This window comes from Bacillus sp. LK2 (genome assembly GCF_001043575.1).
Classification (GTDB): domain Bacteria; phylum Bacillota; class Bacilli; order Bacillales; family Bacillaceae_G; genus Bacillus_A; species Bacillus_A paramycoides.
On sequence record NZ_LDUK01000001.1, the window covers coordinates 283313 to 306201 of the forward strand.

Consider the following 22889-nt stretch of genomic DNA (forward strand, 5'->3'; position numbering starts at 1 on the left):
GGTTCATTCCTTTCAGTTTAAACGCTCAATGCGTTTCGCCCCGTACCGGTAAACGAAACCGATACTAAATAATATGCTTACGACAAATAAAATGACTGTCATCATGAAATCTTTCGTCGCAAGTGCAAATGTAATTGTAAATACACCGCTACCAATGACGAGAATCGCATTTAATAAAGTAAGAAAATCTTTCTTCTTCTCCTCTACCCCTACTGGATATAAATCAAGCCAAATTTTCATGCGGTGATGTTTCCAAAGAGTTAATAGCTGGTAACCGATTAAGTATAAGAAAACAAGACTTACGATAAAGCGTCCATATAAAAATGGGATAAAGTAAAGAATGACTCCTCCAAGAACGAGTAAGCGCATATATAATCCGAAATAGTTACCCGATCTTAAAAACGTTCTCGTATATAAGTATAAATATGTACGTTTCTCACCGATCATCGAAAGAATGAAATCAAGCCATTTTCGGCGTGATACTCTCTCTTTTAATGCTGGTACATCAACGAACATATTCGCGATGCGGTATAATAGCATCATTTTTTTACCTTCTTCAGAAATTAAATACTCCCAGTTCAGCGGCTTTCCTTTTACCTTTTGATGCATAACAGCAAGGTATAGCACCATTAAAAAGATGATTACGCCGATAAAAATGATTGAAGTACGTTCTATAAGGAAGTACACGAATAAGCCGTTTAAGATAAAACGAACGAACCAATCTGCTTTTTGAACAGTTTGATCTGTTAAAAATGATTTTTCCCACGCTACGAATAAATTCCACGCTTTTACAATGACAAACGCGATTACAATCCATATGTAAGCCGCTCCTGTTTGCTTCATTTGCTGGAAGTATAACGGGGCAAGCGCAGCTGCTACGATTGCGATTATGTATAACTGAATCATAAACGTAAAGAGAAATGCCTTTGTAAAATAAGGCTTTAACTTTTCTTCAACTGGTAGCAAATATACGAGATCCGCTTCTTTTAATAACGTTTGTATGGAGCCGGCTGTTAATACGAGGCCAAGTAAGACTGCCATAACGATTGCCGTAGGAAACGAAGGTGTTAACGTTTGTAACCATTGCTGGTAATAATACGCTCCTGCACCGATGATAAATACGAAAATAAATTTCAAATGATCGTTAAATACGTATTTACTATATGTACGAACTTCTTTTAGAAAGTGCCGGAATCGTTCTTTCCATAACGCTGTGCTATTCATAATCTTCTTCCTTTGTTAACGCAATGTAAATATCATCTAACGTTGCACCAGGCATGTTAAATTGTGATTGCAGTTCAGATAACGTTCCTTTCGCTCTTACTTCACCTTGATGCAAAATAATGAACGAATCACAATAGCGCTCTGCTGTCGCTAAAATATGTGTACTCATTAATATGCCTGCACCGCTCTTTTTCATTTGATCCATCATTTGAAGAAGTGATTGAATCGCTAAAGGATCAAGCCCAACGAAAGGTTCGTCCACAATGTAAAGAGATGGTTCAACGAGAAATGCACTCATAATCATTACTTTTTGTTTCATCCCTTTTGAGAAATGAGACGGAAACCATTTCAAACGATTTTTCATGCGAAACTCTTGTAATAGTTGTCCTACGCGTTCTTCATATTGTGTTTCATCTACACCGTACGCCATCGCTGTTAATTTCAAATGTTCTTCTAACGTTAACTCATCATATAATACTGGCGTTTCTGGAATGAAGGAGAAACTAGAACGGTACGCTGTCATATCATCACGTATTGTTTTCCCGTTAATTGTGACAGTTCCTTTTTTCGGTTCCATTAAACCGATGATATGTTTAATTGTCGTACTTTTACCAGCTCCATTTAAACCGATTAAGCCAACAAGTTCGCCTTTATTAACAGAGAACGAAACATTTTGCAGTACAGGTCGTTTCGTATATCCTCCTGTAACATTTTCTACACGCAATAACTCGCTCATACGACACCACTTTCTTCATTTATATTCATTCTCTTTTCTAAGAAATGTATATATTCATCTTACCAAAAATCATCGTGCACTACATAGTATCGATGTTTTCAAAAAAAAATTAAATTTCTTGGCATATATTTTTACGAAAGCGGACATCATAATTAGTGAAGAAGGAACACATTGAAAAAGCAACCACCAATTGATGAGTATAACAACATAGTGAAGTCATCATGAAATGGGGTGTCCATGTTGGACAAAGAAATTTACACATAACCAGATCATTTGTTTCATTTTCGAAACGGGGTGTCTCCGAAAGAGCATATACTGTTTTAAAAAATAAACAATTTCATTTTAAAAAAGATTGCAATATCATTTCACTTGAAAATGGGGTGTCTACGGCAGAAACTTTAGCCGATTTACCATGCATTTCTTAAATAAATGAGGTGTCTGCGAACCGTAAATTATAAAAAATGCTTTTTCAATCCCTCTTCAGAAAACAGGAAGCTGAGTCAGCTTCCTGTTTTTCGTGTTTGTTCTCCTATATAATTATGGTAAAATACGGCTAAGGCTATTTGAAAGGATGAGATCGATGAATCATACAGCGGACAATTGTATTTTTTGTAAAATCATTGACGGGCAAATCCCTTGCTCAAAAGTATACGAAGATGAGCATGTACTTGCATTTTTAGATATTAGTCAAGTAACAAAAGGACATACTCTTGTTATTCCAAAAGTACACAAACAAGACATTTTTGCGTTAACGCCAGAAATCGCATCACATATTTTTGCTGTCGTTCCAAAAATCGCAAATGCAATGAAAGCAGAATTTAATCCAGTTGGCTTTAACCTACTTAACAATAACGGTGAAAAAGCTGGACAAACTGTATTCCACTTCCACCTTCATTTAATTCCACGCTACGGTGAAAACGATGGTTTCGGTGCTGTTTGGAAATCACACCAAAATGAATACACAATGGAAAATTTACAAAACATCGCAAGCACAATTGCAAATAGTGTGAAATAGTGCCACTATAAAAAGACGTAAAACATAACTGTACATAACAAGCTAATTCCTCCGAAAGAAATATATTGCATAGCTTGTTTCTTCATCCAAAATGCCGGAGGATATAACCTTTTCTGTTTTACGAAAAAAAGTAAATGCATAGCACGTACAAGGAAGAAAAAAATTACGATAAAAATAAATTATCGCTAATGACCTCCTTGTCTTAAGCATATGCACACTTTTATACATCATGAATACGAACGAAAAATAAGGAGGTTTCCTTTTATGTCAAAAGCTAAATCCTTTATTACAGGTGTAATTTGCGGCGGAGCAGTTGCTGGACTAGCCGTTCTTTTCTCAACTCCTTCTTCTGGTAAAGATATGCGCGGTAAGCTGAAAGAAAAAGGAACTGATATTAAAAAGACTTTAGCTGATATTACAGCTGATACAAAGTTATTAAAGCGTCAAATCGTTGAAACTGCTTCAGAAGGTAAAGTAGTATTTCAAGAGCTAAAAGATGATATGCACGACACTCTTTCTAACTGGAAACAAGATATTTCTCAAAATAAGCGTCATATTGAACAAGAAATTTTAGACATTCAAAAGTCAATTGAGAAACTACAAGATGCTGTTCCAGAAAAAGCGTAAACATATTCACGCTTAGTTTTTTGCATATAACAAATATTTTTCATACGAATTGACCTTAACACGGCATATCACATAGATATGCCGTGTTTTTATGCATTTACAATATATGTTATCCCTTAACATGTACAGACAACACATGTATTCTCGACTCATAAAACGTTTCCATAGATATGCATGATTTGTATAGAATGTCATTTTCCCGAAAAATTTTCACAATTCTCACAAAAAGACTTTATTAATTTTTATTTTACTGGCATAATAGATAGTAATGAAAAAGAATGTTAAAGTGGGTGAGTAAATGAAAAGTGGAGAAAAAGATTACTCGGTAAAAGAAGCAATGATTTTCAGCCAACGCATTGCTCAATTATCGAAAGCGTTATGGAAATGTGTAGAGAAAGATTGGCAACAGTGGATTAAACCTTACGATTTAAACATTAATGAACACCATATTTTATCAATCGCTTATCATTTAAAAGGGGCTTCTATTTCTGAAATTGCTAAGTTTGGAGTTATGCACGTATCAACGGCGTTTAACTTCTCTAAAAAGCTAGAAGAACGCGGCTATCTTGTATTTTCTAAAAAAGAAGATGATAAACGAAATACGTACATTGAAATTACAGACAAAGGGGAAGAATTACTACTTCGCTTAATGGAGGAGTATGAACCTGAAAATAATTCTGTATTTAATGGGGCACTTGCTCTTCGTAATTTTTACGGTAAGTTCCCAGAAAATATCGAACTTATTGCGATCCTGCGCAATATTTACGGACAAGACTTCATCGATATTTTTGAGAAATCATTAGACAATATTGAGGAGAACTTTACGGAGTCCGATCAAAAATTAGTTAAGAAATAATCTATTTATCCTTTCGCAATCATGCCTAAGAATTCATTCATAAGTGGCACAAATAAGCCTTGTTTTGCTAGCGCTTCCGCAGTTTCGTTTACTTCGAGCTGATGTGGAAGCGCTTTTTCAAATTGATCTAACAGCGCATCGAACAATAGAAGGCCTTCTGCTTTCTCCGTTACGTATTGTTCGTTCAGATTTTCACAAAGATTTAGTATACGTTCAATATCTTTTTTACGAGCTTTTTTCTTTATGATTAAAGAATAAAATGGACACTTTTCTTCATCAATCATTTTAAATAGTAGGTCTACGTAATATTCAGCTTGTTCTAGTCTTCTTACAACGTCCATTTTCTCCCTCGCTTTCTAACACAAAGTCTTCTATTTCTGAATTTTGTAACACGAACAAAATATCGTATGATACAATATATAAAGTATATGTATTTTAGCCAAAAGGAGGTCTCGCCTCATGACTCTTATAACCGTTGTTTTTGTCGCATTCGCACTTCTTGTTATATTTTACACGAATTTCATGACGCATACACTGTGCGAGCGAAAACAAATATCTGCGAGCCGCCAGCCCGGTGTCTTTCGAGTTATTAATGTATGTATTACCATTCTATTAATTTCTAGTTATATAGAAATTATATTTCATGGAAAGTGAGGAAGGAAAGCCCCTTCCTCATTTTTTTCCTCTATAAACAAATTATACCTACAATAACTAATAAAATAAACAGTACAAGTAATAAAATAAGTTTTGAATTCATCCCCCATCCCCTCCTCTTTTCTGTATATGCGACATGCGCCCAATATGGTACCCTTTCAAAATCTGACACTAACTGGTTAAAATTTCTTTATCAATAGGAAAACAAGTCGAAATATGGTATATTAAATTTTGTACATATTGCTTATACTATGAAATAAACGACACGCATCTAAACTTTATCTCCAAGCCTCGGTAAGCCCTGTTAAGCGTGCTTTTACATATTAAAAAGCAAAGACATCAGTGAGACTTAATCGGGCTCTTATGAACGAAAATAACCTATCATAAGGCGTTTCTTCATTAGTGCGGGATAAATTAAAAATACATAATAGTAGGAGTGTTTATTGAATGAAGAAAGCTATGCTTGCCTTAGCCGCAACAAGTGTAATCGCATTATCAGCATGTGGAACATCATCATCAGACAAAATTGTTACATCTAAAGCTGGTGACATCACTAAAGACGAGTTTTACAATCAAATGAAGACACAAGCTGGTAAACAAGTACTAAATAACATGGTTATGGAAAAAGTACTTATTAAAAACTACAAAGTTGACGACAAAGAAGTAGATAAAAAGTACGATGAAATGAAAAAACAATACGGTGATCAATTCGATACACTATTAAAACAACAAGGTATTAAAGAAGAAACTTTAAAAAGCGGTGTTCGTGCTTCATTAGCTCAAGAAAAAGCTGTTGAAAAAACAATCACTGATAAAGAAGTAAAAGACAACTACAAGCCTGAAATTAAAGCAAGCCACATTCTTGTAAAAGATGAAGCTACTGCGAAAAAGGTTAAAGACGAGCTTGCACAAGGTAAATCTTTCGAAGAGTTAGCGAAACAATACTCTGAAGATACTGGTTCAAAAGAAAAAGGCGGAGACCTTGGCTACTTTACAGCTGGTAAAATGGTTAAAGAATTCGAAGATGCTGCTTATAAGCTGAAGAAAGATGAAATCAGCGAACCTGTAAAATCACAATTCGGTTACCACATCATTAAAGTAACAGACATTAAAGAACAAAAACCATTTGATGAAGTAAAAGGCGACATCAAAAAAGATCTTGTTCAGAAGAAAATGCAAGATGGACAATTTATGAACGATCTTATGATGAAAGAAATCAAATCTGCTGACGTAAAAGTTGACGATAAAGATTTAAAAAATCTTTTCGAAGAACCAAAAGCTGACGCTAAAAAAGACGAAAAGAAATAATGAAAAGCTCGGGCTAAGCCCGAGCTTTTTTGTATTACCTTTGCGGTAACTGAAATTATATCGGCGATTTTTCGAATATACGATTACAATCCCCTCTTAAAAAACAAAAAACCTCGATTCCATCACATACGGAACCAAGGTTTATCTCATTATCATTGATTAAATTAAAAAACTATGGTAAATTAGTACAGAAACGCATTCATTAAAAATAAAAGAATGTATTTATCCGTATCTTAATTGTACACCAAAACATATCTTCAGTCAACCTCTATTTTTCACTTTTAAAGGAGTGCTTACGTATGAACAAAAAATTAGATCAAGAGCAAAAACGATTGGATAGCGTAATAGAAACTATTACGGAGCAAATTGATAAACTTGAAAACGAAACTGGCAGACGCCGAGCAGAAGTAATCAACATCCGTAAACACTTCTGGGATGATGTGAAAGTTAACACTGATACTTTTGACGATTATCTCGAAACAGTTATCAACTTAAGACAACAAGCTCAGTCACTAGCCGTAACACAAATCACCCATAAACATACCTTCAACCGACTTGCCGCACTACGACGTATGCATAAAGCACCTTACTTCGGGCGAATTGATTTCAAAGAAGAAGGAGAAACAGGCGCAGAGCAAATTTATATTGGCGTTGCTACCCTTACTGATGCAAGCGGAGAAAATTTTCTTATATACGATTGGCGCGCACCTATTTCAAGTGTCTACTACGATTATCCGCCAGGACCGGCTGAGTACAGCACACCAGGAGGCGTAATCCGCGGCAATGTGGAGAAGAAATTACAATATATTATTCAGGGCGGCGTTATCGATTCAATGTTCGATACGAGCTTAACGATTGGAGATGAAATTTTACAACAAGCGCTCGGCAAAGGTACAAACAAACATATGCAAAGTATAGTTGCTACTATCCAGCGCGAGCAAAATGAAATTATCCGTCACGATGAGGGGCGACTACTTATCGTTCAAGGAGCTGCCGGTAGTGGTAAAACATCGGCTGCCTTACAACGAATCGCCTACTTACTATATAAATATCGCGAATGGCTAAAAGCGGATCAAATTATTCTCTTCTCCCCTAACTCCATGTTCAACAGCTACGTTTCTAACGTATTGCCAGAACTCGGTGAAGAAAATATGCAGCAAGTTACATTCCAAGAGTACTTAAACCACAGACTAAGCAAGTCATTTGACGTTGAAGATCCTTATGAGCAATTAGAATATATGCTCACTGAAACGAATAGCTCTATCTATAAAACTCGAAATGCGAGCATTCGATTTAAAGCATCAACTCACTTTTTCGAGACCATTCAAACGTACAGACAATCTCTCGAAACGTCCGGTATGTTATTTAAAGGAATGAAATTTAGAGGAAAACCAATTGTCTCTGCTAAACAAATTGCAGAACAATTTTATAATACTGATACCTCCCTCCGCTTCCATAATAGAATTGAGAAGTTAACGGAGTGGCTAAATAAACAAATAGATGAACTTGAAAAAACAGAACTGAAAAAACCTTGGGTAGAAGAAGAAATTGAATTACTTAGTAAAGATGAATATCAAAAAGCTTATAAGTATTTACAGAAAAAAGGTGAGTTTGACGAAAACTCCTTTACTGATTATGAGAAAGAAACGAAAGTACTCGGACGTATGATTGTCCGTAAAAAATTGAAGCCGTTGCGTAAAGGTGTTCAAACGCTACGCTTCATCAATTTCACAGGAATATATAAACAGCTCTTCACTGATCCATCATGGATTACTGGGGAATCACCTGAAGAATGGGACGATATTTGCTCACTAACGGTGAACATGTTAGATGAAGGAAAACTATATTACGAGGATGCTACTCCCTTTTTACTTTTAAAAGAATTAATTGAAGGGTTCCAAACAAACAGATCAATTAAACATATACTCGTAGATGAAGCACAAGATTATTCTCCGTTTCAGTTCGAGTTTTTAAAACGTCTCTTCCCTGCCGCAAAAATGACGGTACTCGGAGACTTTAACCAAGCGATATTCGCTCACGCTAGTGAAACAGTTGATTTCCATACACTCACTAGCTTATATGGACCTGATGAAACATACGGTATTAACTTAACTCGTAGCTATCGCTCAACAAAACCAATTATTGAATTTACACGTGATCTAGTACCGGAAGGAAAGAATATTAATGCCTTTGAACGAGGCGGCGAGAAACCTACATTGACTAAGGTTTCTGATTACATCGAACTGCATGACCATATCACTTCCAAAGTCGCTGAATTACAAAAACAAAAGCACAATACGATCGCAATTATATGTAAATCCGCAGCTGAAAGCGCCGCTGCGTACGAAGCACTCAGCCATATCGAGAATATTAAACTCGTGAAAAGTAACTCAGCTGAGTACGAACAAGGTATCGTCATCATACCTGCTTACTTAGCGAAGGGTATCGAATTTGACGCCGTCATCATTTACAATGCAAATGATGAAGTATATAGCGATGAGAGCGTTCGTAGATTGTTCTACACTGCTTGTACGCGCGCGATGCATGAATTGCAGCTTTATAGCGTTGGGGATGTGAGTCCTTTTGTACTTGGGGCTGATTCGGAGAGTTTTGAGCTTATAACTAAGACACCTTGATGATTCAAGGTGTCTTTTTACGCAGGACTTACACCTTTAAAGTAGAATATATAATTTTAGAAAAAATTAAGGACTGAAAAGATGAACCAATATTTCATTGCTATTTATGACGGTGAGTTTCCCATTGAAAAATTACATACCATTTTACAGTCTAATCCCACTTTTACCGAACTAAACGTCCGCACCATTTCAATCTCATCACCAAGACCTTTCACCTTATTAGTTGGAGAAGAAAACGATGCACTCACATCTGGACTTACAGACAAATACCACTTATTAACGAAAGAATTACAAGAACTAGAAGAACAAGAGAAGTACTATTACGTATACGATTATAAAATTAGAAAGACCGTCGATAATCCTACCGAAAAATGCTTTCCATTAGCCAAAATCAATATAAGTGTTACGAAATTACATAAGATGATTCAAAAAGTAAAAGACTTAAAACGGCCTGTATTTGCAGGTTATAACATCTCTTCTCATGATTCAGATGTACTTACAATTGATGTACTTCTTTCTTCTCATTCATTGGATCCTAACACTTCCGAAAAAGATGCAGAGGAACACTTATATTTACAACAATTAGCCAAAATACTTTCTCGTTCTGAATTATGTACTTCTATTAAAGCAAGTTCACTTATTTAAACACAACAAGAGGGTTATTTTTCATAACCCTCTACATACTATCTATTATTTACGTTTGTAATTGATCATAATAGTGAATTCTTTTTACATATAACAAAGACACCTTGATAATCATCAAGGTGTCTTTTTCATTCTAAATGAAATATCTTTACGTCGATACACACTTAACACGATCCCCATTAAAAGTGCATGAAATAAAGTTGGCGTTAATCCATAGCTAATAAAAGGTAAGGATATAGAAACGATTGGTAATAAGCCTATGATCATTCCAACGTTATAAATGAACTGGACTACAAAAAGAGTCCCTCCACCAACGAGAAGCAATTTACCGTACCGATCATTTATTTTATAAGATATGGCCATTATCCTTGCTACAAAAAGAGAGAGAATCAAAACAAGGATTAGCGCAAGCACATACCCATAATAGTAAGTCAAACTTGCAAATACAAAATCAGTATCTGGAGCAGGGATGAACTTTGTATCTCCAGATGTACCAAACCAACCTGCTGAAGACATTACCTCTTTTAAACGTATATACATAAATCCTTCGCCCCCTGCATCACGCTCCGGATTTAAATACCCTAAAATTCTATCCAACTGATATTCTGTTACTGCGAATAAACCACCGAGAGTAAATAAACAAATTGTTACAACTGTAATGATCAATGCCTTCTTCTTTCCTAACTTACTCCACCATAGCATAACGAATACCATCATGATATAGATAAAAATTGTTGAAAGAGTTGATACAATTAAAAATAAGTACAAGAAAAATAAATACAAAATCACAAAATGCATAACCTTTAACCTACTGTTATTGAAAAAAGAAGCCCAAGCTAGAAGAAAGAACGGCACCGCCATTAAACAGTCAATTGTAATGGGACCAATTTTTATTAACGCTTCTCCATTCATTGAAGCGTTTGGAAAACAGTATAGCATTAATAGGATGAGTACTCCGATTGTATAAAAAAGCCATCCAAGTCTCTCTAATTTCCGATAATCAAGCAGCATCATCCCTAAAGCTGTTGCAACACCGAGAATAGTAAATATCACCTTATTCATTATTACATCATTCGTATATCCAAAAGCGAGAACTGGCAAAAAGCCTAGCCCCATAGCAGCCGCTAACAAAATAATTAGGAACCAATCAACCTTTGGCTTATGAAGTTTGTTAAGTTCTTGACCAAGTTTAATTGGACTTCCCATTTGTTCAACAGCTTTGTCTTCAGCAACTTCCTCACTTAATCCTCTCTCTATCCACGTGTTCTTCGCCTGTTTCAAGTGAAAATCTAGTTCAGTTGCTACAAAGCTCCTTGCTTCTTTTGATTTAATATGATTGGTAACTTCTTTTAAAAAACGCTCCCCTTTTTTGTTCAATTTTTTCTCACTCCTGTACTAAGCCTTTTAAAATAAATCGTGCTTTTGTAGAATTTTTCTCTGCCTTTCGTAGCATCTTTCTTCCTTTATCATTTAATTGATAATATTTAGCTCCTGAATGATCCCAACTTGATTGGATAAAACGATTCTGTTCCAGCCGATGTAATAAAGTGTATAAAAACCCTTCATTTCCTTCGAATTTTTGAATCCCTCTCCCCCGCAATAGCCCTGCCAGTTCGTACCCTGTTTTTTCATTACTGAGAAGTTGTAAAACCACTAAAGAGATGTCTTCTTCATTTTCTTGTGATTGATTGATTTTTTCGCGCACCTGCTTCCGATGCTGATCAGAAAAACTCAAATGTTTAAAAGTTGTATTCTCCATTGATTTTCGTAGGCCTTTTAATCGCTCTTCCATTTGATTATTCCTCCAATCCTTTCTTCAATAGTTCCTTAGCTTTTTTCAGTCTTGTTTTTATCGTGTTTTCCTTCACTTCTATTACAATAGCAATATCTTTAATTGATAATTCTTCATAATAAAATAGATAAATGACTTCTCGATATTTTATCGGTAAATTCATTACTGCAGAAGCCAGCCTACGGTCTTCTGCATTTTGAATAACAGTTTGTTCAACACTTTCTTTTTGACTCCCAATATACGTAAATTCATCTTCTGTAACGATTACCTTTTTGTTATACCAACTTTTTATGTAGTCCTTACATTGATTAATGGCAATTCTCCACAACCACGTTTTTACATTCGATTTCCCTTTATATGTATGAAGAGATTTATAACATTTCACAAATATATCTTGCGTTAAGTCCTCAGCGACCTCTTTATTATTCACATATGAATAAACAAGCTGTAGGATCTCCTGTCCATACTTGTTCATTATCTCGTCGATAAGGTCCTCCTTATCTTCTATTTCAAGCATCTCTGCTGTTAATTCATCCACATCATTTCCTCCTTCCCATTTATTAGACGACGCACTCTATGGAAAAGTTTTATAAATTCCTAAAAAAAAATAAAAACGGTTGGCAATGTCCATACCGTTTTTTGAAACCTTAATTTTTCTTTACTAATTGTAAATCTTTTATTTTACCAATGTTTTTTGCTCATTGTCCCCTCGCACTTTACACACTAGTGCTCTACTTGAAACCAGGGATTTTTATACATATGTCTTGTCCCCTATTTTAAAACATAATACAATTAAAAAGTAACTTAATAACGCTATAACTAGTAGGTGTGGTAATCATCTCTTCCATTTCGAAAAAAGGGGGAGGTGATATAATGATCGCGATGTTTATAGTCAAATTAGTGTATGGTATCCTAACCGGAGCTGGCGTTGTCATCGGTAGAAGATACGTCGGTCCGTGGCTAATTTCTGTATACAAAAAAGCGAGAACCACCCTGCTTCGTGGAAAAGGTAAGGGCGGTTCTCGGCTAAAACGTTAATGTAATTGTCTCATAACCGCACCTACTACCACCACAATAGCAAGTTAGGTTACACAAGGCAGAAGTTTCTCAGGCTTCTGTCTTCTTTATTTTATGCAAAATTCATACTAAATACTCTATCATCATTGTAACACATTATATTTATTTGTAGTCAAGATAAAAACCACCTAAAGGCTCCCCTTCAGGTGGTTCTCTATTTTATGCTAACGCAGCTGCTTGTTCTTGTTGATCTACAGGAATTACAGCGTCTGTTAATGCTTTTTCTAGTTCTGCTGTGTATTTCATTTGCTCTTCTTTGCTCCAGCCTAGTTTCGCAGCCATGTAATTGATTACTGCTTCTTTCCACTCATATACCCAGTGAATGTTGAAGAATACAGCGCCTCTACGGCGTACGAAGAAGTCAACTGGTTTCGCTGTCATTTCGTAGTCCATCGCGTATACAAGCGGGATTAGAACGTCTAACGGCATGTTGTATTCTTTCGCTTCGTCTTTATGTTTTTTCGCTAAGTCGAATAGTACGTCAACGTTAGAGCCATAGAATTTCGCGAATTCTTCAGCTTGAGCTGTTGTTAAACCGTATTTCGTACCTTCGCCTGCTTTTTTCGCGATAAATGCTGATAATCCGTGTGAACCACCTACATGACCGCCAGAGATTGGCATATGTTTCGTATCGCTCTTCGGATATGCACTATGACCTTCTTTTTGTAATAGATTCGTTACGTAGTCTACTACCATTTCAGCCATTTTGCGGTATCCCGTTAATTTTCCGCCTGCGATTGTAATTAAGCCAGATTCAGAAGTCCAAATTTCATCTTTACGAGAAATTTCAGATGCGTTCTTACCTTCTTCATAAATTAACGGACGCACACCAGCCCAGCTTGACTCGATGTCTTTTTCCGTAATTTTCACGCTTGGGAACATGTAGTTAATCGCATTAATAATATATGTGCGATCTTCTGTTGTCATTTGTGGTACAGCTGCATCTTTATCATAGAACGTATCTGTTGTACCTACGTATGTTTTTCCGCCGCGCGGAATCGCGAACACCATACGTTTATCTGGTGTATCGAAGTAAATTGCTTGCCCTAATGGGAAACGTTTTTGGTCAATTACTAAGTGAACACCTTTTGATAACTGAAGTACTTTTCCTTTTTTCGAGTTATCTTTTTCACGAAGTGTATCTACCCAAGGACCAGCTGCGTTTACAATTTTCTTACCGTAAACTTCGTACACTTCTCCGTCTAGTAAATCGATTACACGAACACCACATACTTTTCCATCTTTATATAAGAAACCGTCTACTTTTGCGTAGTTAACAGCTTTCGCACCGTGTTCAATCGCTTCTTTCATTACTTCAATTGTAAGACGCGCATCGTCTGTACGATATTCTACGTAGTAACCGCCGCCTTTTAATCCTTCTTGTTTTACAAGAGGTTCTTTGTTCAGCGTTTCTTCACGGTTAAACATCTTTCTGCGCTCGCTTCGTTTTACACCTGCTAAGAAGTCGTATACACGAAGACCAATTGATGTACTGAATGATCCGAACGTACCACCTGTATGGAACGGAAGTAACATCCACTCTGGTGTTGTTACATGGGGACCGTTCTCATATACGATCGCACGCTCTTTCCCCACCTCTGCTACCATTTTCACTTCAAGTTGTTTTAAATAACGTAAACCGCCGTGTACAAGTTTCGTTGAACGACTTGATGTACCTGCTGCAAAGTCCTGCATTTCAAACACAATCGTTGATAACCCGCGTGTTGCTCCATCTAATGCAATACCAGAACCAGTAATACCTCCACCAATTACGATCACATCTAACTCTTGTTTATTTACTCCGTTTAATACGTCTTTACGTTGTTTACTTGAAAATTTCATGGTAATTCCTCCCTTTGATAACGAAAAAAGAGACCACAAACTCCGCTATAGATTTCGCCTCTATAGCGCGTTGTGGTCTCTCCAAATCTCCTACCGAATTATTAACTTGTCACCATTATAACACTGTTTATGATTATTTGAAAGCTTTTGTTGCTTCAATTGCTTTTTTCCATCCAGCATATAGCTCTTCGCTTGTTTCCGCTTCCATCGTTGGTTCAAAGCGTTTGTCCATATGCCACTGCGCTTTAATTTCATCTTGGTTTTTCCAATATCCAACCGCAAGACCAGCTAAGTATGCTGCACCTAAAGCTGTCGTTTCATTGATCACCGGACGCTCTACAGGAACGTCTAACATGTCACTTTGGAACTGCATTAAGAAGTTATTCTTAACTGCCCCGCCATCAACGCGTAACGTGTTCAGTTCAATACCTGAATCAGCTTCCATTGCACATAATACATCTTTCGTTTGGTACGCTAAAGATTCTAACGTTGCACGAATGAAGTGCTCTTTCGTCGTACCTCGCGTTACACCAAACATAGCGCCGCGTACTTCACTATCCCAGTACGGTGTACCTAATCCTACGAATGCTGGTACAACGTATACACCTTCAGTTGATTCAACGCGTGAAGCGTACTCTTCACTCTCACTTGCATCTTTAAACATGCGCATTCCGTCACGTAACCACTGAATTGCAGAACCTGCTACGAAAATACTTCCTTCTAATGCGTAGTTTACTTTACCATCTATTCCCCATGCAATTGTTGTTAATAGACCATGCTCAGAAGCTACTGCTTTTTCACCTGTGTTCATTAACATGAAGCAACCAGTTCCGTAAGTATTTTTCGCCATACCTTCACCGAAACAAGCTTGTCCAAATAATGCTGCTTGTTGGTCACCAGCTACACCTGCAATCGGTACATTTTGACCGAAGAAGTGATAATCAATTGTTTCGCCATATATTTCAGATGATGGACGTACTTCTGGAAGCATGCTCTTTGGAACTGTTAACATATCTAGAAGCTCATCATCCCACTGTAAATCATGAATGTTAAACATTAATGTACGTGATGCATTTGAGTAATCTGTTACGTGCGCTTTACCGCCAGATAATTTCCATACAAGCCACGTATCAATTGTTCCGAATAATAGCTCGCCGTTTTCCGCTTTTTCTCTTGCACCTTCAACGTTATCTAAAATCCATTTTACTTTCGTACCAGAGAAGTATGCGTCAATTAAAAGACCTGTTTTTTCGCGAACCATATCGCTATAACCTTTTTCTTTTAACTCATCACAAATTTCAACTGTTTGACGAGATTGCCATACGATTGCGTTATAAACTGGTTTGCCTGTTGTTTTGTCCCATACAACCGCTGTTTCACGTTGGTTCGTAATACCGATACCAGCGATTTGTTCTGGTTTTACATCCGCTTCACTTAAGCAAGTTGCGATAACCGCTAAAATAGATCCCCAAATTTCTTGTGCATTATGCTCTACCCAGCCTGGCTTTGGAAAATGTTGTGTAAACTCTTTTTGAGCTGAATGAACGATTTTTCCTTCTTTATTGAAAAGAATTGCGCGTGAGCTTGTTGTTCCTTGGTCTAATGAAAGAATATATTTTTTCATACCGGTTTCCCCCTATGCTACTTTTCTATTATTTGTAGTAGTTCCGCTTTTTTTACTTGTCATATAAGAGATTGCTAATACAATCACAGTTACAATAATCACATAAATAAGTGCTGAATTTTGCTTTCCTTCAAATACAACTTGATGGAATAATCCTGCAAGTGATCCACCTAGAATTGGACCAACTACTGGAATCCATGCATACTTCCAGTTTGAACCGCCCTTTCCTGCAATCGGAAGGAAGAAGTGTGCAATACGCGGACCTAAATCACGAGCCGGGTTGATTGCGTATCCTGTTGTTCCACCTAATGATAAACCAATACTTACAATTAAGAAACCTACGATAAATGGATTTAATCCATCTGCAAATTTATTTGCTCCAATTGCTAATATACCAAATACTAAAACGAATGTTCCAATCATTTCACTTAAAAGGTTTGCAAATGTGTTCGGAATTGCTGGACCTGTTGCAAATACACCTAACTTTGTTCCTGGATCTTCTGTTTCTTTCCAGTGTGGTAAGTAGTGTAAATATACGATAACTGCCCCGATAATTGCCCCAATCATTTGTGCTGCAATATAACCTGGTACATCACTCCATGGGAACGCTCCCTTAAACGCTAATCCTATCGTTAAAGCTGGATTTAAATGTGCCCCACTAATTGATCCAACCGCATACGCTGCAACTGCTACCGCTAAGCCCCAACCCATTGTAATTACAATCCATCCAGAATCTTTCGCAAACGACTTCTTTAAACTTACACCAGCACAAACGCCGCCACCAAGTACGATTAACAACGCTGTCCCTATTAACTCTCCTAAAAATGCTGACATAGTATCCCTCCACAATCAATTTAAACGCTTTTAAATGTGATAGAGGTAAAATGAATGGCCATTCGTTTTTTTCAAAAGAAAAAGACCCACAGCTTACATGCTTCTATATACTATATATAGAAACAATAAAATGTGGATCTCTTCTTTTCTCCGTCACGTTTATTAACTTGTCTATAATGTTAACCTCTAATGAAAGCGGTGTCAACAGAATTATTTCACATTTTCGTCACTTTTTTTGGTAATGTTTCCATAGTTCGCGTTTTGATGTCGTAATTGCTGTCGCACCAGCGTTTAAAGCTTTCTCCACATCATCGACAGTACGAATGAAACCACCTGCTAAAATTGGTACACCGGTACGCTCTTTCATTTCAGCGATGACATCCGTTAACGCACCAGGAAGCACTTCAATATAATCCGGCTTCGTCTTTTCTAAAAGATTGCAACTCTTTTCCATTGCGCTAGAATCGATTAAAAAGATACGCTGAATTGCCACAACACCTTTTTGTTTCGCCTTCATAATCACGCTCGCCTTTGTCGAAAGTAACCCGTACGGTCTAAACTCCTGACATAAATATTCCGTCGCATGCCCATCACTCTGCAAACCGTGAATTAAATCCACATGTAAAAACACCTTTTTACAATATTGCTTCGCGAGTGATATAACGCTCCTCAATTGACCGACATGAATATCTAAAATAACGATATACTCATACGAACTAGATAATAGTTTTTCCAAATCTTTAATTTGCCTCACTGCCGGCAAAATCTTCTGTTCATGAAATTCCATTCTAACTGTCCCCTTCTTTATTCATCCTACCCTTTATAGTACACAATTTGATTGAAAAGAACAGCCTAGTGTAGGGAATTTCTTTCGATTTACGAATAACAGACAAAAACGCTATTCTTTATTTCAGAGGAAATTCCTCATAAAAATAGTCGATTCATTTTCACCTATCTGTTTTTCGGATTATATGAAAACCCTGGGTACTTCACAACAGGCCATTTCTCCTTACGCAAGGAATCCATCAATTCTGATCCAACATGTAAATTACTTTTAACTATTTCTGCAGGAGTCAATGCCATCCATTGATTTAACGATACATCTTCAAAGCGGTTACTTTTGAATATCTCTAAAAACCATAATGTTTCGGTACCAGTGTTTTGAATATAATGTCCAGTAGCAAAAGGTACATATCCAACATCACCAGCTCTATAATCAAATGTACGAGCTGTACCATTTCCAAGAAATACAGTCATTGTTCCTTGCCCTGTCAAATAATATTGCCACTCATCATTAGTAGGATGCCAATGAAGTTCTCTCATTCCACCAGGCTCAATTTCAACGAGCGCCGCTGCAATTGTTTTTGAAATAGGAAAGTTAGTAGAATCTACAATTCGCACGCTACCACCAGGGGTCTTAATCGGTGTCTGTTTTAACAGTTCGTGCTTGAAGGTTAAAGGAACTTCTCCTTTTGGTGACTGGACTTCCTGACTTTCAATCGAACCGGGTACCTCTCCTTGATAAATATAAACCTGATCTGAAGGAATAGAGTTAAAAGCACTTTCTGGTACCCCGAAGTTAGCAGACAACACTTCTTTTGGCGTATGTGCAAACCAATCGGAAATGGCTAAAGTAGATAGATCAGAAAAATGTCCATCATCGAAGACGAGCAGGAATTCGCAATGTTCCAGCCCTTGAATGGAATGCGGGATACCAGGGGGGAAATACCAAAGGTCTCCTGGACCAACATCGGCAATGAAGTTTCGTCCATCTTGGTCAACGGCAGTTATTCGTGCCCGTCCTAAAAGCATATACGCCCATTCTGCTTCTTTATGCCAATGAAGCTCACGTACTCCTCCGGCCGTTAAACTCATATTTACACCAGCAATTGTAGTCGAAACCGGAAGTTCTCTAACAGTAATCTCCCGAGACCACCCACCTTGTTTTAAAATCATAGAAGTGTCTGAGAATGAAAATTTCAAGTTAGGAACTAAGCCAGCATCTGTAATAGGTGGAACGAGCATATTCGGATTTTGAATATCCCGCATAATATTACGTGGACCAGAATCTATCGCACCAGCTCCATCGCTGCGAATTGGTTGTGGTATATTCCCTCCCGTTTCATTAACAGTACGTTTTTTCATCATTACGCTCCTCTTTCATCGGATTATTGAGTAAAAGGCCTCCATCATAGTGTATGGATTGGGCTTTGGATGGTTACATTTGAATCGTGAAAAAGACCCGTCTACTATTGTCATTAAATTGATATTCCTCGTCGAATCGTTGATATATTTGGAGTTGTGATAGATATATTCAAAAAATCGTTGATATATTTGAAGTTACGATAGATATATTCGAAAAATCGTTGATATATTTGAAGTTACAGATGGTTCAAGTCGGAGGAAGGCACCGGCTTGGAAAGATATTAAAGAAAATAAATTAGAACTAACAAAAAAACTCTGTAAAATTTATTACAGAGTTTTTTGCCAATTATTTATTGTTTTGCATATCGAATACGAACGTTATCGTCCATGTGATAAATTTGTAATGTGTTTCCATCATAGTTTTGTAATTTATACATGATACTATCATTTGTTAGCTTCACTTCTTGACCGTCTTTAATTGCTTTTGTTACTTTTAAGGATAACTGGAATGATGGAACATCTACCGCATATGTTCCTGTTAAGTAGTTATCTTTATTCGGATAAGAACCATTCGCATAAGACTCAAATGTTTTATCACCTTTTAGTACTAACGTAGTTTTTACGCCACTACCGTAATCAATACCCCAATTACCAATAATCTCCGTACCGTCTTTGATGTTCTTCTTCATGTTTCCATAACTAATTCCTAACTCTTCCTCTGTACCAATATTCTTAGTTGGTTTTATTAGCGATACTCTTTGCTGCTTCTTCAAACAGTTTTGAACCTTCTTGTGCTTTACTTACTGATTGATGCATTTTACTCTCGTCTTCTTGGTCCAATGCATCAAAGAGAAGTTGGAAACAATCCGCATACAGTTCCATTGACTGCTTTATCTTCGCCTGTTCTCCCTGTAACTCAGGAGGTGCTTGTAGATTCTTCAGTTTCGTTGCGGTTGCCTTTGCTCCACCTAAACTCAGTTGTACTTCACTTTTCTTTTGTTTGTATGACTTTACGTCTGAACCTGCTATTCCTTCAATTAATTTCATTGTATCTTCAATTTGAGTAGCACTGTTTATGATATCTGACTTGTATCTTTCAACATCTGAACCAGTTACCTTACCAGTTGAAGAACTAGAAGAAGTTGAGTTGTTTGAAGAAGAACTTGGTTGACTACTTGATGAACTACTGTTTGTACCTTCACCTTTCGCTACAGATAAGCTATCCTCTTTTTTGCTATCAGTTGACTTACTCTCTTTTTCAGAAGTCTTACTCTCTTTCTCTACCTTTTGCGTTTCTTCTTTCTTTGGTTCAGCTTTCTTACCATCAGTTTCAATTGTAATACATCCACTCAATAACATAACTGGTAACGCTAAACTTACTAATTTCTTTGCTTTCATGATTCCTAATACCCCTTTATTTGTAAAATTTAGTGCAAACAAGTTAATATACTTAACTAATAAATTTCCCCCGAATAATTTCTTAGAATCTACTACCCATAGATTTCCTGTATATTCATAATCTTTCCATATATATCATTTTACAAAGAATTACATATTTGGTCAAAGGTATTTATGTAGTCTTTAAAGGTAAATTTACTAGATGAAAAGAAAATTTTTTTGGTTTTTTTATCTCTTCATTCTCTAAAAGTTTCATTTTTAAACCTTTTCATCACAAAGAAAAGAAGCTAACAATAAATTGTTAACTTCTCTGCTTAAGGCAAAATAGTATCTTTCCTTATCTTCTACTATCTAGATTGTGATTTAATATTTGTAAGATGAGCATCAAACATATCAATTATTTCAAGAAATCTATCAGCTTCACGAAAAACATGGTCTGCTAATAATGGATGAATGATACTCTTTATTTTACATTGCTCAATTAAATCACGTGCTGTTTTCTTAAAATCCCGAAGAGATGTAACCGACACACGATTTTGATCTAAAAATTGATCTAAAAGAGGGACTGTTTGGGATTGTGGTTTCATAGATTCTAAGTCAATTGCTTGATACATCAATTCATCAAAATCATTGCTAAAATTCCGGGCTGTATCTACAAGCTTTCTTTCCGATGGATCAAGAAGATGACCAATAAATTTAGCATGGTCTGCCATAATCCTTAAAAAGAAAACATTTTCTTTAATAATAGCATCCGGAAGAGCATCTAATTTACCTTCATTTAATTCAATTAAACGTCTTCTAAAATAATCAGCTTCCCTACTTGTGTGGTCAACTAACAGTGGGAAATTATTTTGTCCTGGCAATTTACATGTGAGAATTAACCCTAGAATTTTTCGTTTAAATCCCCAAATATTAGTTGCGGCTTGTTGTACTTCTGAATTAAATCTTTTTATTTGCCCAGGATCTGTTTCATTTGTATAGGAGTACGCTATTTGTTCGATATGTTCAAACAATCGATAAAATTGATTAGCCTCTTCGATTAGTTTGGTATCCTCGCATCTAAACCCCAATCGAAGAAAAAAAAGAATGCTCCTTCATGATTCTAGACCAAAAACGAATTTCATTTAATGAACGTTCAACAAACATTACAGACGTAACACCTGTATCAGGATGTAATGGGGTTTCATCCCTATGCATTCTTAATCCCCCCAGTAAATACTACGCTAGTTCCATTCTTATGAGTAAATATATATATAAATACCATCAATAAAAATTCATGATGAATCTCGTATACATGTAAAATTAACCTATCATTATCGATAACCAAAAAAAAGCTCACTCCATATCTATTTTTATATAAGGAGTGAGTTTTTCTTCTGAAGTTTTCCTGGTGCAACCTTAGCTTGATAGCGATGTGATGATACCCCTATAAACTCAACAAGTTATAGTTAGAAATAAAAGTAAGGCTATGACCTATTTTTACACGTAGCTCGACTGTACCCTATTTTCGTTAACAGAAGTTAAATTTATCTTTTAAGAAAGTCAATTGCTTGTTTAAAATTTGTATTGTCTATCTTAAAAGCTATAGCGTTAGTTTCATCTGTACTTTCTACTATCATAATTTCAAGATTTTCTTCAACCCACACAAAGAAGGTTTCTTCTAAACCATCTTCATATTTAACAATCATATGCGATCTCATTGCATCTTTAGTTTTTTGATCCAATGGTATATTCGTTGGTTTACTATTTTCTATTGCTGAAACAACAGATTTAATCGTATCTTTATTTGTTGTTTTGAAAACATCGTTTCTGTTTAGGTTTTTTAACTCAATTGATGTAATTTTGTCCTTGTTCTCAAATATTACAGCATGTGCCTCTGCTTTTTGCCGTTCAGATGTAGCTGGTTTTGAAGAAAAAACTTGATCTTCTTTTTTAGTACAACCCATTAAATTTATAGATAGCACAAAACCCATAACTAAACACATGATTTTTTTCATTCTTCCCCTCCTTATTTTGGAACATAAAATATATAATTCTGAATTAAAGAGAAAAACCCTGTTATATACCGTATTCATGTGAAGTTAACATAACGCCACTTATCAGCAGTCAATGTATCTCTAAACCTAAAAAAGATACTTCAAAATCTTAGCTTAATGGACATGTACTGCTCCCCTCAAAAGAAAAAAAGGCTACCACCTAGATGTAAAGTTCTACTAGGTGGTAGCCTTTCAAAATTTCTATTAAAGCAGTACCGAATCTTTATCACTATCCTGATTGCGTTTCTCGCGCTCTTCTTCTAAGCGCTTCATATAAACTTCGCCTTCTTTTTCGATAAACTCATTATCCATCTCTTGCTCTTTTTTCGAAGTATATAAAACCATGTAGCCACTCAATACAATCCCGATGATCACAAGATAAATCCACCATGGTAAAGTTTCCACTTTCGTTCATTCCTTTCCTTAGACAAGCCTTATTA

General features: G+C 36.2%; 22 protein-coding genes and 2 pseudogenes. 8 read left to right on the top strand and 16 right to left on the bottom strand.

Translation table 11 applies throughout. From position 1 onward, the window contains the following. Positions 1–12: 12 nt before the first annotated feature. Both VK90_RS01440 and ecsA read right to left on the bottom strand, forming a co-directional pair. Entirely contained in the window at positions 13–1224 is a 1212-nt protein-coding gene (locus tag VK90_RS01440) for an ABC transporter permease (RefSeq protein WP_048369840.1), read from the bottom strand. Next, positions 1217–1960 (bottom strand): ABC transporter ATP-binding protein EcsA, encoded by a 744-nt coding sequence (gene ecsA / locus VK90_RS01445; protein ID WP_033718801.1) that lies wholly within the window; start codon positions 1958–1960, stop codon positions 1217–1219. The genes VK90_RS01440 and ecsA overlap by 8 nt, the downstream gene beginning before the upstream one ends. Positions 1961–2540: 580 nt before the next feature. Between ecsA and VK90_RS01450 the strand changes: the two genes are divergently transcribed. The 3 genes from VK90_RS01450 to VK90_RS01460 all read left to right on the top strand — a co-directional run bounded on the left by VK90_RS01450 (position 2541) and on the right by VK90_RS01460 (position 4458). Next, positions 2541–2975: an HIT family protein gene (locus tag VK90_RS01450; RefSeq protein WP_001016832.1), complete on the top strand. Its 435-nt coding sequence runs from the start codon at positions 2541–2543 to the stop codon at positions 2973–2975. 264 nt (positions 2976–3239) lie between these two features. Beyond that, complete coding sequence (locus VK90_RS01455; RefSeq protein WP_048369842.1) at positions 3240–3602, top strand: YtxH domain-containing protein; 363 nt, start codon at positions 3240–3242, stop codon at positions 3600–3602. Between the two features lie 298 nt (positions 3603–3900). Next, complete coding sequence (locus tag VK90_RS01460) at positions 3901–4458, top strand: HTH-type transcriptional regulator Hpr (protein ID WP_002170706.1); 558 nt, start codon at positions 3901–3903, stop codon at positions 4456–4458. 5 nt (positions 4459–4463) lie between these two features. Here VK90_RS01460 and VK90_RS01465 read toward each other — a convergent pair whose 3' ends face one another. Beyond that, positions 4464–4799 carry a DUF1878 family protein gene (locus VK90_RS01465; RefSeq protein WP_048369843.1) on the bottom strand — a complete coding sequence of 112 codons (336 nt, stop codon included), beginning with the start codon at positions 4797–4799 and terminating at the stop codon, positions 4464–4466. Positions 4800–4917: 118 nt separating this feature from the next. On the opposite strand from VK90_RS01465, the gene VK90_RS01470 reads away from it, so the two are divergent. The 4 genes from VK90_RS01470 (at position 4918) to VK90_RS01485 (ending at position 9701) form a co-directional block, all read left to right on the top strand. Next, on the top strand, positions 4918–5112 hold the full coding sequence (locus VK90_RS01470) for a hypothetical protein (protein WP_000172692.1): 195 nt from the start codon (positions 4918–4920) through the stop codon (positions 5110–5112). A 447-nt stretch (positions 5113–5559) separates the two neighbouring features. Continuing rightward, positions 5560–6420: a peptidylprolyl isomerase PrsA gene (prsA, locus tag VK90_RS01475; RefSeq protein ID WP_048369845.1), complete on the top strand. Its 861-nt coding sequence runs from the start codon at positions 5560–5562 to the stop codon at positions 6418–6420. Positions 6421–6719: 299 nt separating this feature from the next. Further along, a complete protein-coding gene (gene helD, locus VK90_RS01480) occupies positions 6720–9056 on the top strand; it encodes an RNA polymerase recycling motor HelD (protein WP_048369847.1) in 2337 nt (778 codons plus the stop codon). 81 nt (positions 9057–9137) lie between these two features. Continuing rightward, positions 9138–9701 (top strand): hypothetical protein, encoded by a 564-nt coding sequence (locus VK90_RS01485; RefSeq protein ID WP_048369849.1) that lies wholly within the window; start codon positions 9138–9140, stop codon positions 9699–9701. A 114-nt stretch (positions 9702–9815) separates the two neighbouring features. On the opposite strand, the gene VK90_RS01490 is transcribed toward VK90_RS01485, so the two are convergent. Genes VK90_RS01490 through VK90_RS01500 form a run of 3 tightly spaced genes read right to left on the bottom strand, consistent with a single transcriptional unit; the run spans position 9816 to position 12031 of the window. Beyond that, entirely contained in the window at positions 9816–11078 is a 1263-nt protein-coding gene (locus tag VK90_RS01490; protein ID WP_048369852.1) for an FtsW/RodA/SpoVE family cell cycle protein, read from the bottom strand. A gap of 7 nt (positions 11079–11085) precedes the next feature. Next, complete coding sequence (locus VK90_RS01495) at positions 11086–11493, bottom strand: PadR family transcriptional regulator (protein WP_048369854.1); 408 nt, start codon at positions 11491–11493, stop codon at positions 11086–11088. Between the two features lie 4 nt (positions 11494–11497). Then, a complete protein-coding gene (locus VK90_RS01500; RefSeq protein WP_048369856.1) occupies positions 11498–12031 on the bottom strand; it encodes a sigma-70 family RNA polymerase sigma factor in 534 nt (177 codons plus the stop codon). Between the two features lie 344 nt (positions 12032–12375). Between VK90_RS01500 and VK90_RS30080 the strand changes: the two genes are divergently transcribed. Next, positions 12376–12531 carry a hypothetical protein gene (locus tag VK90_RS30080; RefSeq protein ID WP_165615144.1) on the top strand — a complete coding sequence of 52 codons (156 nt, stop codon included), beginning with the start codon at positions 12376–12378 and terminating at the stop codon, positions 12529–12531. 198 nt (positions 12532–12729) lie between these two features. Here VK90_RS30080 and glpD read toward each other — a convergent pair whose 3' ends face one another. The 10 genes and pseudogenes from glpD to VK90_RS01550 form a co-directional block, all read right to left on the bottom strand. Continuing rightward, positions 12730–14412, bottom strand: coding sequence for an aerobic glycerol-3-phosphate dehydrogenase (gene glpD, locus VK90_RS01505; RefSeq protein WP_048369857.1), 1683 nt, complete (start codon positions 14410–14412; stop codon positions 12730–12732). 133 nt (positions 14413–14545) lie between these two features. Further along, positions 14546–16036: a glycerol kinase GlpK gene (glpK, locus tag VK90_RS01510; protein WP_048369859.1), complete on the bottom strand. Its 1491-nt coding sequence runs from the start codon at positions 16034–16036 to the stop codon at positions 14546–14548. A gap of 12 nt (positions 16037–16048) precedes the next feature. Next, positions 16049–16870 (bottom strand): glycerol uptake facilitator protein GlpF, encoded by an 822-nt coding sequence (glpF, locus tag VK90_RS01515; protein WP_048369862.1) that lies wholly within the window; start codon positions 16868–16870, stop codon positions 16049–16051. Between the two features lie 226 nt (positions 16871–17096). After that, the gene (gene glpP / locus VK90_RS01520) at positions 17097–17657 is read right to left on the bottom strand and encodes a glycerol uptake operon antiterminator GlpP (RefSeq protein ID WP_048369866.1); all 561 of its coding nucleotides are present in this window, start codon (positions 17655–17657) and stop codon (positions 17097–17099) included. A gap of 164 nt (positions 17658–17821) precedes the next feature. Continuing rightward, on the bottom strand, positions 17822–19015 hold the full coding sequence (locus tag VK90_RS01525; RefSeq protein ID WP_048370057.1) for an oxalate decarboxylase family bicupin: 1194 nt from the start codon (positions 19013–19015) through the stop codon (positions 17822–17824). A 350-nt stretch (positions 19016–19365) separates the two neighbouring features. Continuing rightward, positions 19366–19743, bottom strand: a pseudogene (locus VK90_RS01530) (DUF3994 domain-containing protein); the annotation flags it as partial. A gap of 4 nt (positions 19744–19747) precedes the next feature. Continuing rightward, a complete protein-coding gene (locus VK90_RS01535) occupies positions 19748–20413 on the bottom strand; it encodes a DUF7018 domain-containing (lipo)protein (RefSeq protein WP_048369868.1) in 666 nt (221 codons plus the stop codon). 347 nt (positions 20414–20760) lie between these two features. Continuing rightward, positions 20761–21610, bottom strand: a pseudogene (locus VK90_RS01540) (DUF2935 domain-containing protein). A gap of 329 nt (positions 21611–21939) precedes the next feature. Then, entirely contained in the window at positions 21940–22410 is a 471-nt protein-coding gene (locus VK90_RS01545) for a hypothetical protein (protein WP_048369869.1), read from the bottom strand. 243 nt (positions 22411–22653) lie between these two features. Further along, positions 22654–22854 (bottom strand): sporulation YhaL family protein, encoded by a 201-nt coding sequence (locus tag VK90_RS01550; RefSeq protein ID WP_002170693.1) that lies wholly within the window; start codon positions 22852–22854, stop codon positions 22654–22656. Positions 22855–22889: the final 35 nt, after the last annotated feature.

Excerpts from the sequence above, each read along its gene's own strand:
- VK90_RS01460 (WP_002170706.1), top strand. The coding sequence starts at position 3,901 with ATGAAAAGTGGAGAAAAAGATTACTCGGTAAAAGAAGCAATGATTTTC.
- glpF (WP_048369862.1), bottom strand. The coding sequence starts at position 16,870 with ATGTCAGCATTTTTAGGAGAGTTAATAGGGACAGCGTTGTTAATCGTA.
- VK90_RS01450 (WP_001016832.1), top strand. The coding sequence starts at position 2,541 with ATGAATCATACAGCGGACAATTGTATTTTTTGTAAAATCATTGACGGG.
- VK90_RS01525 (WP_048370057.1), bottom strand. The coding sequence starts at position 19,015 with ATGAAAAAACGTACTGTTAATGAAACGGGAGGGAATATACCACAACCA.
- prsA (WP_048369845.1), top strand. The coding sequence starts at position 5,560 with ATGAAGAAAGCTATGCTTGCCTTAGCCGCAACAAGTGTAATCGCATTA.
- VK90_RS01455 (WP_048369842.1), top strand. The coding sequence starts at position 3,240 with ATGTCAAAAGCTAAATCCTTTATTACAGGTGTAATTTGCGGCGGAGCA.
- VK90_RS01440 (WP_048369840.1), bottom strand. The coding sequence starts at position 1,224 with ATGAATAGCACAGCGTTATGGAAAGAACGATTCCGGCACTTTCTAAAA.
- VK90_RS01470 (WP_000172692.1), top strand. The coding sequence starts at position 4,918 with ATGACTCTTATAACCGTTGTTTTTGTCGCATTCGCACTTCTTGTTATA.
- VK90_RS01495 (WP_048369854.1), bottom strand. The coding sequence starts at position 11,493 with ATGGAAGAGCGATTAAAAGGCCTACGAAAATCAATGGAGAATACAACT.
- glpK (WP_048369859.1), bottom strand. The coding sequence starts at position 16,036 with ATGAAAAAATATATTCTTTCATTAGACCAAGGAACAACAAGCTCACGC.
- VK90_RS01535 (WP_048369868.1), bottom strand. The coding sequence starts at position 20,413 with ATGAAAGCAAAGAAATTAGTAAGTTTAGCGTTACCAGTTATGTTATTG.
- VK90_RS01545 (WP_048369869.1), bottom strand. The coding sequence starts at position 22,410 with ATGAAAAAAATCATGTGTTTAGTTATGGGTTTTGTGCTATCTATAAAT.
- VK90_RS01465 (WP_048369843.1), bottom strand. The coding sequence starts at position 4,799 with ATGGACGTTGTAAGAAGACTAGAACAAGCTGAATATTACGTAGACCTA.
- helD (WP_048369847.1), top strand. The coding sequence starts at position 6,720 with ATGAACAAAAAATTAGATCAAGAGCAAAAACGATTGGATAGCGTAATA.
- glpP (WP_048369866.1), bottom strand. The coding sequence starts at position 17,657 with ATGGAATTTCATGAACAGAAGATTTTGCCGGCAGTGAGGCAAATTAAA.
- VK90_RS30080 (WP_165615144.1), top strand. The coding sequence starts at position 12,376 with ATGTTTATAGTCAAATTAGTGTATGGTATCCTAACCGGAGCTGGCGTT.
- VK90_RS01485 (WP_048369849.1), top strand. The coding sequence starts at position 9,138 with ATGAACCAATATTTCATTGCTATTTATGACGGTGAGTTTCCCATTGAA.
- glpD (WP_048369857.1), bottom strand. The coding sequence starts at position 14,412 with ATGAAATTTTCAAGTAAACAACGTAAAGACGTATTAAACGGAGTAAAT.
- ecsA (WP_033718801.1), bottom strand. The coding sequence starts at position 1,960 with ATGAGCGAGTTATTGCGTGTAGAAAATGTTACAGGAGGATATACGAAA.